The 16,028-nt window shown below is 56.0% G+C and carries 9 protein-coding genes; 3 read left to right on the forward strand and 6 right to left on the reverse strand.

The genetic code is table 11. The features are described from left to right. Nucleotide 1 precedes the first annotated feature (1 nt). From I6N98_RS11555 to rluD, 4 genes are all read right to left on the reverse strand, one after another. Complete coding sequence (locus I6N98_RS11555) at nucleotides 2-1,612, reverse strand: DUF4331 domain-containing protein (protein WP_198568517.1); 1,611 nt, start codon at nucleotides 1,610-1,612, stop codon at nucleotides 2-4. Between the two features lie 209 nt (nucleotides 1,613-1,821). Beyond that, on the reverse strand, nucleotides 1,822-4,410 hold the full coding sequence (gene clpB / locus I6N98_RS11560) for an ATP-dependent chaperone ClpB (RefSeq protein ID WP_198568518.1): 2,589 nt from the start codon (nucleotides 4,408-4,410) through the stop codon (nucleotides 1,822-1,824). 219 nt (nucleotides 4,411-4,629) lie between these two features. Further along, nucleotides 4,630-5,388 (reverse strand): peptidoglycan editing factor PgeF, encoded by a 759-nt coding sequence (gene pgeF, locus I6N98_RS11565; RefSeq protein WP_232787320.1) that lies wholly within the window; start codon nucleotides 5,386-5,388, stop codon nucleotides 4,630-4,632. Then, a complete protein-coding gene (rluD, locus tag I6N98_RS11570; RefSeq protein ID WP_198568519.1) occupies nucleotides 5,385-6,347 on the reverse strand; it encodes a 23S rRNA pseudouridine(1911/1915/1917) synthase RluD in 963 nt (320 codons plus the stop codon). The genes pgeF and rluD overlap by 4 nt, the downstream gene beginning before the upstream one ends. A gap of 89 nt (nucleotides 6,348-6,436) precedes the next feature. Here rluD and I6N98_RS11575 point away from each other — a divergent pair, with 89 nt between their 5' ends. After that, nucleotides 6,437-7,303 (forward strand): outer membrane protein assembly factor BamD, encoded by an 867-nt coding sequence (locus tag I6N98_RS11575; protein ID WP_198568520.1) that lies wholly within the window; start codon nucleotides 6,437-6,439, stop codon nucleotides 7,301-7,303. Between the two features lie 97 nt (nucleotides 7,304-7,400). Here the strand turns inward: I6N98_RS11575 and I6N98_RS11580 are convergent, their stop codons facing one another. After that, nucleotides 7,401-9,029, reverse strand: a complete 1,629-nt coding sequence (locus I6N98_RS11580; protein WP_198568521.1) for an NAD+ synthase — start codon at nucleotides 9,027-9,029, stop codon at nucleotides 7,401-7,403. Between the two features lie 194 nt (nucleotides 9,030-9,223). On the opposite strand from I6N98_RS11580, the gene I6N98_RS11585 reads away from it, so the two are divergent. Both I6N98_RS11585 and I6N98_RS11590 read left to right on the forward strand, forming a co-directional pair. After that, nucleotides 9,224-10,804 (forward strand): ATP-binding protein, encoded by a 1,581-nt coding sequence (locus tag I6N98_RS11585; RefSeq protein ID WP_475630826.1) that lies wholly within the window; start codon nucleotides 9,224-9,226, stop codon nucleotides 10,802-10,804. Between the two features lie 10 nt (nucleotides 10,805-10,814). Further along, entirely contained in the window at nucleotides 10,815-12,170 is a 1,356-nt protein-coding gene (locus I6N98_RS11590) for a sigma-54-dependent transcriptional regulator (RefSeq protein WP_198568523.1), read from the forward strand. A 27-nt stretch (nucleotides 12,171-12,197) separates the two neighbouring features. On the opposite strand, the gene I6N98_RS11595 is transcribed toward I6N98_RS11590, so the two are convergent. Continuing rightward, the gene (locus tag I6N98_RS11595) at nucleotides 12,198-16,025 is read right to left on the reverse strand and encodes a pilus assembly protein (protein WP_198568524.1); all 3,828 of its coding nucleotides are present in this window, start codon (nucleotides 16,023-16,025) and stop codon (nucleotides 12,198-12,200) included. Between the last annotated feature and the right edge of the window lie 3 nt (nucleotides 16,026-16,028).

Here is a 16,028-nt window from a genome sequence, read left to right on the forward strand (position 1 = left end):
ACTACTGGGCCGACAGCGATGTCGCTGCCAGCGATGACTCGTTGGGTGAACCTGGAATCGGATCTGCCAGGTAGGGAAAGCTCAGCGGATAGTCATTTAAATCTGGCAACGCGCCGTCATTAACCACTACGCCTTCGTTCACCACCGTGGGTGAAGGGCCACTGAGATCGCATGTTTGCACACCGTTGACACCCAATAGCGCGCCCTCGGCAACGGTCAGGGCAATATCGACAACGTCGTCAGTCACCCGGCGCCCGTTGGGGAAGCCCGCCAGGTCACAGCCCAAAAAGCCCAGATCACTGTAGCCTGGATTACCGGGAACGACCGGGTCGATAGCCGTGTTCAGACGCAGCATTTCGCCAGGCTGGCTTTGGTTGGCCGGTGCCGTGAATTTAAAGTTGGCCGGGGTATCGTTGGGCCCAGTAGTCACACCGGTAACGAATACTGCCAGAAGGTCAGTACGACCACCTTCAGGTTTTGGCGCAGGCACCTGGAAGAGCACTTCAACCAGAGTAGGCAGCGTTGGGTAAAGCACGTAGTCGGCGAAGTTGGCGACATCGTCTTTGGGCTCGCTGGCATTGAACTGGTCTTTGTCGGTAATGCCAATAACAACTTCATTCACCAGCGGATTGCCCAGTCTGGAGACCTGTGCCCAGGCACCGCCCTCGACGCTGGGCCCTCTGCCATTAGCATTGTCGCTGGCGCCAGAGGGGTCCGGATTCAACACCCGACCCTGGGGCTTGCTGGCAGTTGTCCAGGCGCCGATCACCGGGTCGTCACCGCTGGTCAGGCACGAGATCGGAACCTCCAAGGCCATGGTGGTCACGTTTTTATCGCCGATGGTATTAGTCCGGGAATCCCGAGCACCCAGCGGATTGAGGTTAACCTGGTCGAATACTTCGCCAAGGTTAACGACAAACCCTTCCCGGCGCTGGCCCACAAACAGGCGGGACCCGGAGGCGTTACAGCCCGGTATCGCCACATCGTAGACAAACTGCTGGGCGTAGCCGGGATAATTCGGAATGGTTTTTTCACCCATATTGTCCACCGGCTTGGTGAAGGTGCTACTACCGGTGCCGGCGCTGGTCACAGACGCACTGCTGCCGCTGCGGCGATCACCGCTAACAACGTCTACCGTGAATGTCTCCACGACATTCAGCAGCCCTGGACTAGTACCAGAGCCACCGCCTACCGCAGCCAGAGGCACTTGCACGGGTCCATTGGGAGAGCCGGTATCCACCGCACCATCGGTGATCAAACCGCTGGCGTTGGCCTGCCCGTAGGCGTTATCAAACTGGAACTGGAAGGTGATGTCCTCAACAGCGTCGCCATTGTTGTCGATATGAATTTCGTAGAGAGCCTTGGGGTCGAGGGTGAAGTAATTTGGGCCGCCGTAGGCATCCTGCAGAGGCTGGTAGTTCGCAATTAGCGTGACAAAGTCTTCTCTGCCGCTTTCATAGCTGCGGAACATATAAAAATCGGTGCCGTCGACTTTAGGCGCGCCGGCAATGAATGGCGCCTCCCGGTGACTGGACGCCATAACCGAGCCGCTTAGCACGGTGGAGGCGCAAACAGCGGCCGCCATAGCCGATTTCAGGAAACGAGTGCGCATAGTGAACCCCTTGTTGTATAGATTTCCGCCGCCCGCAGCAGACGAGCGGCCGGTATTTTTATAGTGTGCCGATGGAGTACGGGCGACGATGGCTGGGCAGATCACCGATGCCATAAATAAAAAAACCGCTGCCGTAGGAATGACGACAGCGGTTTTAGAAGTTTGAGAACGGCAGGGTAAGCCGTGCTCAGCGCGGGAAGCCTGTTCGTTTATTGCAAAGTCGCGGCCTTAAACACCAATTTATCGGCCTCCACCTCGGCGCTGATAACACTGCCGGGTTCAAACTCCCCTTTTAGCAGAGCCTGAGCCAGTGGGTTTTCCACCTGCTGTTGGATGGCCCGTTTAAGGGGGCGAGCACCGAATACTGGGTCAAAGCCCACTTCAGCCAGCTTGCTCATCGCCGCCTCGCTGACCTCCAGGCGCATCTCCCGCTCCGCCAAACGGCGGTTGAGGATGTCCAGTTGGATTCCAGCGATGGAGCGCACTGCATCCTTATCTAAGGGCTCGAAGACCACCAATTCATCAATACGGTTAACGAACTCCGGCCGGAAGTGGCTACCCACCACCTCCAGGACCGCCTCGCGAATCTGCCCGTAGGTCGCGCCACCGCGAGTTTGCTCCTGAATAATGTCGGAGCCCAGGTTGGAGGTCATCACAATCACCGTATTGCGGAAGTCCACGGTACGCCCCTGACCATCGGTGAGGCGACCGTCATCCAACACCTGCAACAGGATGTTAAACACATCGGGATGAGCCTTTTCCACCTCATCCAGCAGCAACAGCGAGTAGGGACGGCGACGCACTGCTTCGGTCAGATATCCGCCCTCCTCATAGCCCACATAGCCGGGGGGGGCACCGATCAGACGAGCCACGGAGTGCTTCTCCATAAACTCCGACATATCGATGCGCACCATGGCTTCTTCACTGTCGTAAAGGAAGGTTGCCAGGGCCTTGCACAGCTCGGTTTTACCCACCCCGGTAGGACCGAGGAAGAGGAAGGAGCCATTGGGTCGGTTGGGATCACTGAGCCCAGCCCGGCTGCGACGCACGGCGTTGGAGACGGCATCCACCGCTTCGTTTTGGCCAATCACCCGCTTGTGCAGCTCATCCTCCATGCGCAGCAATTTGTCTTTCTCCCCTTCCAGCATTTTGCTGATGGGGATGCCAGTCCAGCGGGACACAACCTCAGCCACTTCTTCTTCAGACACCTTGTTGCGCAGCAGCTGCATGTCGACGTGGTCGGCAGCGTCAGCGGAGGCCAGGTTTTTCTCCAGGCCGGGGATGACCCCGTACTGCAACTCCGACATACGGCTTAGATCGCCGGCGCGGCGGGCCGCTTCCAGCTCCAGCTTGGCCTGCTCGAGATCGGCTTTAATCTGGGCACTGCCTTGCAGGGTCGCCTTCTCGGCCTTCCAGATTTCCTCCAGATCGGCGTATTCTTTCGCCGCCTTGTCGATATCGGCATTCAGAATGTCCAGCTGCTTTTTAGCGGCGACGTCGTCATCTTTTTTCACCGCTTCGCGCTGGATTTTCAGCTGGATCAAACGGCGTTCCAGTTTATCCATGGCCTCCGGCTTGGAGTCGATTTCCATACGAATACGGCTGGCGGCTTCGTCGATCAAATCGATGGCTTTGTCGGGCAGCTGCCGGTCGGTGATATAGCGCTGGGACAGCTTTGCCGCCGCAATAATCGCCGAGTCAGTGATACTCACTGAGTGGTGAACTTCGTACTTTTCCTTGAGGCCCCGCAAAATAGCGATGGTATCCTCTTCAGAGGGTTCGTCCACCAACACCTTCTGGAAGCGGCGCTCCAGGGCGGCATCTTTTTCGATGTATTGGCGGTATTCGTCAAGGGTGGTAGCGCCCACGCAGTGCAGCTCACCCCGGGCCAGAGCCGGCTTGAGCATGTTGCCAGCATCCATTGCGCCCTCTGCTTTACCGGCGCCCACCATGGTGTGGAGTTCGTCGATAAACAGAATAACCCGCCCCTCTTCTTTGGCTAACTCGTTAAGTACGGATTTGAGCCGCTCTTCGAAATCACCGCGGAATTTGGCACCGGCCAGCAGCGCCCCCAGATCCAGGGACAGCACGCGCTTGTCCTTTAGACCCTCCGGCACTTCGCCGTTGATAATACGCTGGGCCAGGCCCTCGACGATGGCGGTTTTACCCACGCCGGGCTCACCGATCAGCACCGGGTTATTTTTAGTGCGGCGCTGCAATACTTGAATGGTGCGGCGGATTTCATCATCACGGCCAATAACCGGGTCAAGCTTGCCGGATTCGGCCCGCTCGGTGAGGTCGATGGTGTATTTGTCCAATGCCTGACGGTTTTCTTCGGCACCTGCGTCGTTCACATTTTGTCCCCCGCGCACTTTTTCGATAGCGGCATTCAGGGCCGCTTTGTCCACCCCGGCGTCGCTGAGCAGCTTGCCAATATCGCCACCCACTTCAAGCATCGCCAGCAATACCACCTCGCTGGAGATGTAGCTGTCTTGACGTTGTTGAGATAGCTTGTCAGCAACGTTAAATACCCGCCCCAAGTTTTGCGATACGTGCACGTCCCCGGCTGCGCCCTGCACGGTAGGCAGTCGCTCCAGAGCGTTATTGAGGCCCTGTTCCAGGTTGGAGACATTGGCTCCGGCTTGGCTCAGTAACGGCCGCGCTCCGCCCCCCTGCTGGGCCAGGAGCGCGCTGAGCAGGTGCTGTGGCTCGATATACTGGTGGTCCTTCCCCACAGCCAGCGACTGGGCATCGGCCAGCGCGGTTTGCAGGGAATTTGTGAAACGGTCGATACGCATTCTCGCTCTCCATTCCGTTTATTCGTCATCTGTTCAAATATGACGCCGCGGTGATGCCTTCTTCTTCCAGAGCCAACAGTCCTTTGAGACAACCAGAGTCATCAGCCCTGTGTGGCAACGCGACGCCATCATTCATCTTGTTATGTAAATAGGGTCGCACGGCGACTTTACAAGCGCCTGAGCCTAAATATAGGGGAATCTACGGAAGGGGGATTTGACCTAAATCAGATAAATCAGTGAGGCCTGGCGACCGGTCACACCGTCTCGACGGAAGGAAAAAAAGTGATCGGCTTCGGCAAAGGTGCAGCGCTCGCCACCAAAAACGCCGCCGACGCCCAAGTCAGTCAATTGAATCCGCGCCAGCTGATAAAGATCGCCAAAGTATTTTTCTGAACGTGTGGGATGAGGGCTAAAGGCTTGCTGGATGGCGGGGTGATTGCGGGCCGGCCAACTTGCCAAAAACGCGCCCAGCACTTCTGCACCCACCTCGAAGTGACGCGCCGAGATGGCGGGCCCCATCCAGGCAACAAGGTCGTCTCTTGGGCAGTCAAAGGCTGCCACAGTAGCCGCCAGAACCCCCTCACACAGGCCCCGCCATCCTGCGTGCGCAGCCGCCACCTGGCGCCCCTGCCGGTCACAGAAAAGCACCGGCAGGCAATCGGCGGTCATAATGGCGCAGGCCACGCCGGAGGAGCCGCTTAAGGCTGCATCAGCGTCGACTGGCAGCGCCTGCCCGACAGCCTCGTCGGCAGAAACGATCGCCGTACCGTGGATTTGATTGAGCCAGGCGATCTCTCGCAGCCCCTTGCAGCGCTGGCGCAACTTAGCCCGGTTGGCCTCAACTGCACTGGGGTCATCGCCGACATGTTGGCCGAGGTTAAAATTGCGAAAAGCTCCCTTACTCTGGCCCCCCTCCTCCAGCCGGCAGGTGGATAAGGCCACCACCGACGCTGGCGCCGGCCAATCCGGCAAAATCACGATTGGCGGGCCTCTTCGGCATCCAGCGCGGCGAGCAGCTGCTTAATGTCCTCGGGTAGGTCGACCTCCCAGACCATGGTGTCACCGCTGGCGGGGTGCTCCAGCTCCAAGCGCCGGGCGTGGAGGGCCTGCCGGGGAAAACCGCGCAGCACCTCAACCAGATCGGCGCTGGCGCCCTTGGGCAAACGGGGCCGGCCAGCGTAGGTGGTATCGCCCACCAGGGGGTGCTTGAGATGGGCCATATGGACACGGATTTGGTGGGTGCGGCCGGTCTCCAGAAAGCAGCGAATGTGGCAATGATCCCGGTAGCGCTTATGCAGCCGGTAGTGGGTCACCGCCTCTTTGCCGCCAATTTGCACCACCGCCATTTTGGTCCGGGCCTGGGGGTGGCGACCAATAGGCTCATCCACGGTGCCGCCACCGGTAAGCGGACCAAACACCACCGCATCGTATTCGCGGTGAACCTGCCGGGACTGCAATTGATCGACCAGATCGGCGTGGGCCATCAGGGTCTTGGCCACGACCATCAAACCGGTGGTATCCCGATCCAGGCGGTGAACAATGCCGGCCCGGGGCACCACATCGATGCCCGGGCAGTGGTTAAGCAGCGCGTTGAGCAGGGTACCGGTGGGGTTTCCCGCTCCGGGGTGCACTACCAAGCCGGCGGGCTTGTTCACCACCAGCAACTCGCTGTCTTCGTAGACAATGTCCAAGGTGATCTCTTCCGGCTGCCAGCGCCCTTCCGGCTCCACCTGCGCCCGCAGCACCAGGGTTTCCCCTTCCTCTACGGGGTCTCGGGGACGGCGGGTGGCGCCGTTGACAGTAAGTTCGCCGGATTTGATCCAACTTTGCAGCCTGGAGCGGGAAAAGTCGGGGAACAGGCGGCTGGCGGCCTGGTCCAAACGTGACCCGGTCAGATCCGGGGTGACATCGCGTTGCTGATCTATGGTCTCAGTCATGGTTGATTCTTTATACCACTGTCTGCGTGTGGTTAAATACGTGCCCTCTTTGCGGCGGACGCCGCCCCGGAATACGTGACATACATATCATGAAAAAGCTCGTCCCATTGTTGATGCTCGCCGCTTTGATCTTGAGCGGGTGTAATACTCCTCCGGAGCAGAAAGAGCTCACTGAACGGAAGATATACGAAACCGCGCAAGACTACCTGAATAGCAAAAACTATTCACTGGCGGTGCAAAACTTCCAGTTACTGGAGAGCCGCTTCCCCTTTGGCCCCTATGCCGAGCAGGCACAGCTGGAGATCATTTACGCCCACTACCGCGCCGGTGACAACGAGGCTGCGGTCGCATCGGCCGACCGCTTTATCCGCCTGCACCCCCAGCACGAGAAAGTGGATTACGCCTACTACATGCGCGGCCTGGCCAACTACACCGAGGGCGAGGGCCTGTTTGAGCGCTTTCTCCCCACCGATATGACCCAGCGGGATCCCGGTTCGGCGATCCAGTCCTTTGAGGATTTTCGCCTGCTGCTGCAACGCTTCCCCGAGAGTCCCTATGCCGAAGATGCCCGGGCGCGAATGATTTACCTCCGCAACCGGCTGGCCCGCTACGAAATCAACGTCGCCAACTACTACTTCAAGCGCAAAGCCTACCTGGCTGCCGCCAATCGTGGCCGCTATGTGATTGAAAACCTGCCCCAGACCCCTGCTGTGCCAGACGCCCTGGCAGTAATGACCCAGGCTTACCTGCTGCTGGGCATGGAGGACCTCGCCAACCAATCACTGGAAGTACTGCGCAAGAACTACCCCGACCACCCCTCGCTTGATGAAAATGGCAACTTTGAAAGCCAGGTGGGTGTGGATCAGGACCGCTCCCTTCTAAACAAAGCCACCTTTGGTTTGTTTGACCGCTACGATCCGCCCAAATTTGATAACCGGGTCAAAGGTCAGGAATAAAAGCGTCAGGAATACACTGTAAGCTGCGCCGGCTTGGCCGGCGCAGCTCCCCTCTCACGATCTCCCTGGCACAGCTTTTTTGCAGATTGGCGTCTAATCAGTCGCCAATGGGCCATTTCTGGGTAATGGGATAACGTCGGTCGCGGCCGAAGCTGCGCTCTGTGATGCGGGTGCCTATCGGCGCTTGGCGGCGTTTGTATTCGTTGAGGTCCACCAGTCGCAGAATCCGGTACACGATATCCCGATCGTAGCCCGCTTCGATGATGGTCTCGGCACTCTCGTCCAGCTCGATATAGCGCTCCAGAATCCGATCCAGGACCACATAGGGCGGCAGGCTGTCCTCATCCTTCTGCCCCGGTGCCAACTCGGCGGAAGGTGGCCGGTCGATTACCCGCTGGGGAATCGCCTCAGACAGAGTATTGCGGTAGCGAGCCAACTCAAAGACCCGGGTTTTAGCCACATCCTTGAGAACATCAAAGCCCCCTGCCATATCGCCATAGAGAGTTGAGTAGCCTACCGCCACCTCACTTTTGTTGCCTGTGGTCAGTACCAGGTAACCTTTCTTGTTGGAGATCGCCATCAGTAACACACCCCGGCAGCGGGCCTGCAGGTTCTCTTCGGTCTTATCCACCGTTGTACCGTCAAACTCATCCGCCAGGGCAGCCATAAAGCTGTCGTAAATCGCCTCAATGGACATGACCTGGTAATTGACACCCAGCAGCTCGGCTTGGGCCTGGGCATCCTCCAGGCTCATTGACGAGGTGTAGCGAAACGGCATCATAACGGCGTGAACCCGCTCTGGCCCCAGAGCATCCACGGCAATCGCCAGACTCAGCCCCGAATCTATGCCTCCCGACAAGCCCAGCACCACGCCATTGAAGCCATTCTTATTGACGTAGTCCCGTACTCCCAGCACCAGGGTCTGGTAGATGTCCTCAAGTACCGGTTGAAGATCGGTCACATCGCCGGGCAACAGATTGAGATTGCCGCCATCCCAGTGGGCGTCGACATAACTCAAATGCTCTCGATAGGCCGGGCTGCGGGCAATCAATTCCCCATCGGCCGACACCGCCATGGAGGCACCGTCGAACACCAGTTCGTCCTGCCCGCCCACCAGGTTGCAGTACACCACCGGCATACCGCCTTGCCAGGCCCGCTGGGCCAGTAGCGCTTCCCTTTCCACCTGCTTACCCGCGTGAAAGGGCGAGGCGCTGAGGTTGAGCATCAGCTTGGCCCCTTTGGCCTTGGCAGCAGACATGGGGCCGTTTTCCCACACGTCTTCACAAATACTTACCGCCGTTGGCACGCCAAACATATCCAGCACCAGACTGTGCTGGCCTTCTTTAAAATAGCGCTTTTCGTCGAATACACGGTAGTTGGGCAGGCATTGCTTGAAGTACTCGTTGATCAGTTTGCCCTGATAAAAGACCCCAGCCGCGTTGTAGAGGGCGCCATCTAGGTAGCGCGGGTAGCCCACAATGACAAAGGCATCACCCACTGCATCGGCAATACGCTTGATCGCCCGTTCGACACGACGGGCGATGCTGCTGCGCAGAAGCAGATCCTCCGGCGGATAGCCGGTTACCACCAATTCCGGAAACAGAACCACTTGGGGGCTAGACTCCGCGGTGCACTTGCGCACTGTGGCGATGATTTTGTCGGTGTTGCCATCGATATCACCCACCACGGGATTAATCTGAGCAAGAGCTATTCGCAGTTTCTTCATGGTTTCCGGCTTTCCGCTGATACATCTGATAGGCGCACCGCGCCAAGCGGCATTTTAGGGCCTGTTCGCTTGAATTGCATTAGGACCTGTTCCACTAATTGCCATGGCCCCGACACAGCAAGATATCGCAGTGTGCATCGGCGCCCTGCAACGTTAAACTGAGCGCTGCTCGCAACTGGAAATAAAGCACACCGATGCCCCATCGCCAGGACTTTTCACAAATACGCGCCGTAATGCGTATCTACAGCACATATCGCTTGGTATTGGTGGCGATACTGGTGGCGACCTATGTGCTGGGCACAGTACAGTCGGTGCTGGGGAAATCCCAACCCCAACTCTTCGCCGTCGTCTCTGCCGCTTATTTGGCATTTTCCGCCATCGCCTTGCTCCGTCATATGACCCTGACAAGGCCCTATAGCGACACACAGCTGTTTAGCGAGTTTTTTATCGATATCGGCTGCCTGATGCTGATGAGCTACGCTTCCAGCAACTCTGGTTTGGCGTTGCTATTAGTGGTTTGTATCAGCGCCGCCAGCATGACTCTGCCAGGACAGCTCAGCCTGCTGATTGCCTCGCTGTCCACCATCGCCGAGCTGGGGGAAGTAGCCGCCAATATTGCCGCAGAGCGAGCCGACGTGAGTCAGTTTATACAGGCCGGCACCATGGGCATGGCCTATTTTACCGCGGCCTTGGCTATCCGCTACCTCAGCCAGAGAATATCCACCACCCAACACTTGGCAGAGCGCCGGCGAGAGGATATCGAGCGGCTGTCACAAATCAACCAGCTGATCGTACAGCGAATGCAAACTGGGGTCGTGGTGATGTCTCACAACGGCGAAATCAAACTACTCAACAACGCTGCGGCTGAGCTTCTAGATTACCCCGATGTGGTCATCTCCCCGGGAAGTAAAGCACCGACAGAGCTTGTCTCAATGGCGGCCAACCCCGACAACAACTCCCAGCTTCTAACCCTCGGCAGGGGCAAAGTTGAAGTCCAGGTAAACATGGCTCATTTGGACAGCACCGAAAATGGGGATTGCCTTTTCTATTTGGAGAACTCTAGCAAGATTGCCCAGCGCGCACAAAACCTCAAACTGGCTTCGTTGGGACGATTTAGTGCCAGTATCGCCCACGAAATTCGCAACCCTTTGGCGGCAATCAGCTATGCCGCGCAACTACTCAGCGAGAACCCCGAGCTTGAGGAAACCGATCGCAAATTCACCCGCATCATCCAGAACCATGCCAATCGCATGAACGATATTATCCAGAATATTCTGGAGCTCTCCCGGGGCCGCCCCCCAAAACCGGAACGTTTCGAACTGGAGTCCTGGTTGCGGGATTTCGCCAATGATTGGCAGACTCACAACCCCAATGCCGCCGAACTCAAAGTTCACGCCAGCGCCTCCGGGATTATCGTCAAAGTCGACCCGAGCCAACTGCGGCAAATTGTCAGCAACATCACTGAAAATGGTATACGTCACAGCACCACGGAGAAAGAAAGAGGCCAAGTCAGTTTCGAGCTTACCACCTCGCCCCTGTCCGGCGGCGCGGTATTGGATATTATCGACAACGGCCCTGGTATTGCGGTCGAAGACGAGGACGCCATCTTCGAACCCTTTTTCACAACGCAGGTACAGGGCAGCGGATTGGGTTTGTATCTGTCCAGAGAGCTTTGTCTGGCTAATCAAATGAGCATCGTCTACCAACGTACTGAATCGGGACAAAGCTGCTTTCGGTTACAATTCAGCCATCCCAATCGTGGCACCCTGACCTAAAAGATTTTTTATGAATACCAACACCGTACTCATTGTCGATGACGAGCCCGATATCCGCGAGCTACTGGATATCACCCTAACCCGCATGGGGCTCAATACGCTGTCAGTCGGGTCGGTTCAGGAAGCCTTGGACGCTTTGGCAGAACAACCCCATATTCAGCTTTGCCTGACTGATATCCGACTGCCAGACGGCTCCGGTATCGATATCGTCAAGCATATACAGCGCAGCTACGACACTGTTGCCACTGCGGTATTAACGGCCTATGGCAGTACAGAGCTTGCTGTCGAGGCGCTCAAAGCCGGGGCCTTTGATTTCATCAACAAGCCGGTTTCGGTAGAACAGCTTCGCAACCTGGTTAAATCCGCGCTGCGCCTGGAGAGCGAAAGCCGCATCGATAGCAGCCAACATTCGCGGCTGCTGGGCGAAACACCCGGCATCATCAAGCTCAGAGAGCAGATTAAAAAACTGGCGCGCAGCCAGGCGCCGGTCTATATCAGCGGTGAGTCCGGCAGCGGTAAAGAGGTGGTGGCGCGCCTGATCCACGCCAACGGCCCGAGAGCCAACGCCGCCTTTGTGCCGGTGAACTGCGGCGCTATACCCAGTGAGCTGGTAGAGAGCGAATTTTTTGGTCACATCAAAGGCAGCTTCACTGGCGCCTTTGAAGACAAAGAAGGCCTGTTTGAGGCCGCCAATGGTGGCACCCTTTTCCTGGATGAAGTCGCCGATCTGCCACTAAACATGCAAGTCAAACTGCTGCGGGCCATTCAGGAGAAAGCGGTGCGCCGGGTGGGATCAAACCGGGAGATTCCCGTGGATGTACGGATTCTCAGTGCTACTCACCGCGACCTGGCCAAGGAAGTCGCCGCAGAACATTTTCGCAGCGACTTGTACTACCGTATCAACGTGATTGAGATACAGGTCCCTAGTCTGAGGGAGCGCGCCCAGGATATCCCCCTGCTGGCAGACTTTATCCTGCAGAAGATTGCTAAAGACTGGTCAGTGGCCAAACCCACTTTAAGCCCAGACGCTCTGGATGCATTGCGCAGCTATCCCTTCCCCGGCAATGTTCGGGAACTGGAAAATATTATCGAGCGCGCGGCTACGTTGTGCGAAAACGATTGCATCACGCCGCGAGATCTCAGCCTGCCAACCCACACGCCTTCCGATCACAATACCGCGGCCAATGTCGATCACCTTACTGCCGCCAGAGGCCAGTTTGAGAATTACATCGAGAATATAGAGAAAGCTGTTATGTTGGCAGCTCTGGAGGAAACCCAATGGAAGAAAACCGAAGCAGCCAACGTGCTAGGCCTGACCTTCAGACAATTTCGCTATAAGTTGAAGAAGTATCAGCTGGACGAATAAACGCCCCGGAGGGCGCTTATCGACGTGCTATTTAAAGTACCAGAAGGTACGTTCGCGGCGATTGTCCGCCGGCATCTCCGGCATGCTAGGATCAAAGGGAGATGGCCCAGCACCGCCAATAATAAAAGGCACGGTTTTGCCATCAATGGTTACCAGACCCGCGATCGGTGATGGTGGCAAACCACCACCTGAGAAGATATTGCGCTGCGTCTCGCCCGTAAATAGATCTATAACGTAGGCTCCTGCATTGCCAAGATTTGCAGTACACGAGCCTTCAGCCGGGACATCCGGTTGGTTCGTCCCAAAGTAAACTTTACCACCCACCGTAAGAGGCGCATTGACTCCCTTTTCGCCCACCATCAAATTAATATAGTAACCGGCATAGGAATCCGACAAGCCATCGAAAAACAATGAGGTGGCACCTGCAGTATCACAACTAACCACATTCTCGTCGGCATCGAGACACTGAAGTGAACTCTGATTAACGAGATCTGCGGTATCGATGGGATCGGGGGCCGGGCTCGAAATCGCTTTACCGAGATTTTTATCCATAATCACGTAAAAACGATTCTGGACGTTGTAAGCCCGACCGGCCGTGTTGTCGTCAGTGTAGAGTGGGTGCTCCCGGTCGCCGGATACGGCCACCACAGCATCAAAGTTGTTAGTCGGCACCACATCGGGGCCAAACAAAAACTTCCTGGCATTATTGCCGCTACCACCGAGCTCCGCCAACTTACTGATCTGGAACTGGGAGAACGCGGTATCTGCTGGATCCTGAGTTTCCAGATCAATTCGCCAGATATTGCCGCCAACATCGGCGGCGTAAAGACGATCGGTAAAACCATCGAAGTCCCGATCCACCAAAGTAATATCCGCAGGAATCGCGCGGGTCAAGGACGCGGTCGCTTGGCAGTGCCCTCCGGCTGCGAGGGTAACGCCTGCGCAACTGGGCACTGCCGTCCATAAGATTTTACCGCTAACTGAGTCAACAATGACAATGCCTCGACCCATCGTATTGGTGCCAGATGCGGGGTCGGCGTCCTCTGCTGGGTCATAGCCCGCACCAAATACCAGAACAGGATTGTCGTAGCCCTTAATCTGGGTCACTTTGGGTTGCGACCAGGTTTGCCCCAATTCTGGAAGATCAGACGTGGTCAACCGCCACAAATACCGGGGACTAGTGGGGGTGGTAACGTCCATAGCATATATGAAACGGCCACCACGTCGTGCCGATAGGTAGATATATGCTTTGCCAGAGGTACTTGTTCCCTCGCGTTGATCCTGCAAGACCGTGGTTGTACCGTCGAAGAAATAATCCCGCCCTTCCGCATCAGGATCAATACTGGTGGGATACTTCACAGCCGGGTTGTTGTTATAGAGTCTCTTAAGCTGGTCGAAAAATTCAGGGGCAACAAAACTCCACAACTCCCCCCCTGGCTGAACGTCACCAATGTTGGCCGTCTGATTACCGTTTATCGCACGGAAGTGCCCATCGTTGGAGCCATAGAACACCACAACCCCAGTGTTGCCACCGTAATTAATGACCGCCGGCCGAGAGTGCAACACGTCGCCGTGAATTGAGCCCCTAACACTGACTGGGCATTCGGCATCTCTGCTATTTGGGGGGCAAGGCCCGCGCTTGACTTCGTTACCGACGATATCATCGCCACGCATCCATTGGATAAGGTTGTCCGCAGTCAAAGTCACAGCGCTAGTACCACAGGTTACGTTCGCAGTCTCGGCAAGCACATAATCCTGCAACGTCAGTTGATAGGTATCGTCATCGATAATTGCAGCCACGCTGCCCAAGACCGTACCTTCCAGTTCATCAATATTGTAGGTGTTGGTATTGTTTCCAACCGTGCAATTTTCCAGTTCAATTTGATCTCCCACCAATAGCCCATGGCCAGTTTGGGAAACCGTGGCAAGCCTGCTCACATCGACGATAACAGCATTATTATATGAACCGTTATTTGGTATATCTTTGCTGGTCACATCAAAGGTGGAATCCGTAACACCTGATATAGAGCATGGCGCATCGAAGGTGCACACTTGCTTGTTCGCCGGCAGAACACTATTCCAGCCCCCGACAATCACCACCCTGTCGGTATTGGCATCTAGGTCGGTACCGCCAGAATTATCGTGGGTGACAGTACATTTTCGATTATTGCCGTTACCGCTACAGGAGGTAGAAATAGTTTCATTGGTATCATAACGCCCCACCGTAATCGAGGCACCGCCACCTGCCTGGGCTGCACCCAGTATCCCTTCCAATTTACTAACCAGTGTGGCGTTGTCACCGTCGAAATCCGGTAAGGCTGACCCTGTTGGGCAGGCACCGGTATCATTACAAGTATAGACAATGCGTCCATCAGAGCTGGTCAGATTTTGAATACGCTGAACCAGGCCAACACCGCCCTTTTCGACAAGGTCGCCATCAGGGGCATCATAGGTAAAGGCATCGCCCTCGGGGCTATTAATCCAGAAGCCCCCTGCTGGCCAATTAGCGACGGCAACCCCATTGCCATCAGTCGGTGAATTGGTTGTCCAAAAACTGGTTGCGGTGCTGGCAATTGCCCCGGTCACCGGATTGGTTACAGACGTCACCGCGCCAGATACATCCTGGGTCGCGTCAGTAAGGACTATATTGCCACCGGCATCAAAACCCAATTGATACTGTTTAACATTGCCATTCCAACGCGGTCCTGCAGTGGCATCGGGGCGGAACATGGCGATGTAAACCTGGTTTAAGAAGGTACCCTGAGTATTGGCGCTTACCGGCAACGTCGCCGAAGAGAACACACTATTGACATCCTGAACCTCGTTGAAGATCTGGATTAATATTTCCTGTAGTCCAGCGTGATTATCTGCGGTGACTTTAAATGCTTTACCGCCGCCCTCTGTGGCCATATCAGCAAGGAAGTTAATTTCACCGGCCAGCTTTTCTTCCAGGTCGGGTGCATACACCGCAATGGAATAGGTCGTGATATTTCTGTCCGATTGGGCGCTGTCCCCAACGTCGACCAGATTCATAAACCGCGTCCACTCATCGCCCCAGTATTTGTTGTTGGCCGAGCCCGAGTTATTAAGTAGAGTCACCGCCCGGGGAGTACTAAAAAACTCATATTTGGATGAGCCTTCCGCATAGCCAAAAGCACTGCTTAGCTGACTTAACAAGAGAGTGTCTGGGTTACCTGTGCCATCAGCGACGCTAGAATTTTCTTTAGTGGCATTTCCTATATAAACCAAGACAGCATCTCGACACTCTGTTGCCACTTCCGCGAGGCCAGAGTAGTCAACGCCAGAACAGGATGTACTAAGGCCATTTAACATAGCCCAACTTTCCGCCACCAAATCCCCAAGGCGCGACTGGTTCGCCAAGTCGTTCTTGTCAAACGCCTTGAGTTTGGAGACAAAACTGTTTATTGCTGGTTCTGTCATTAAAGCGGGACTTGAATACAGATAGCCGCAACGATTATTACCATTGCCTAAATCAGAGTCCCCACTAAAACCATTCTCATTAAATACCATCAAACCAACTTTGACCGCACCGAGAAGGTCACTGTTCGCATTTTTTAGCGACAGCATGGTATTCACCAAGGCACACTGCTCCATCCCTCCAACCGTGTCCCCCAGCTCCGGCGCTTGATTGGTGTCGCTGTAGACACAGCCATGAACCACATTGGCGTTAGAGTTGGCCGTGCTGTGCCAGCCCAACAGGACCGTCGGCGGGTTACCACCGCTAGGATTAATCCCAGAAAACAGATCGATATCTTCGGCAACGACGCCTACCGATAAAACCGACATCGCTAGTAAAAAGCAACCAGCGCCTGCAATTAACTTGAACATTCTCATTGC

It is taken from the genome of Spongiibacter nanhainus (genome assembly GCF_016132545.1).
GTDB lineage: Bacteria > Pseudomonadota > Gammaproteobacteria > Pseudomonadales > Spongiibacteraceae > Spongiibacter > Spongiibacter nanhainus.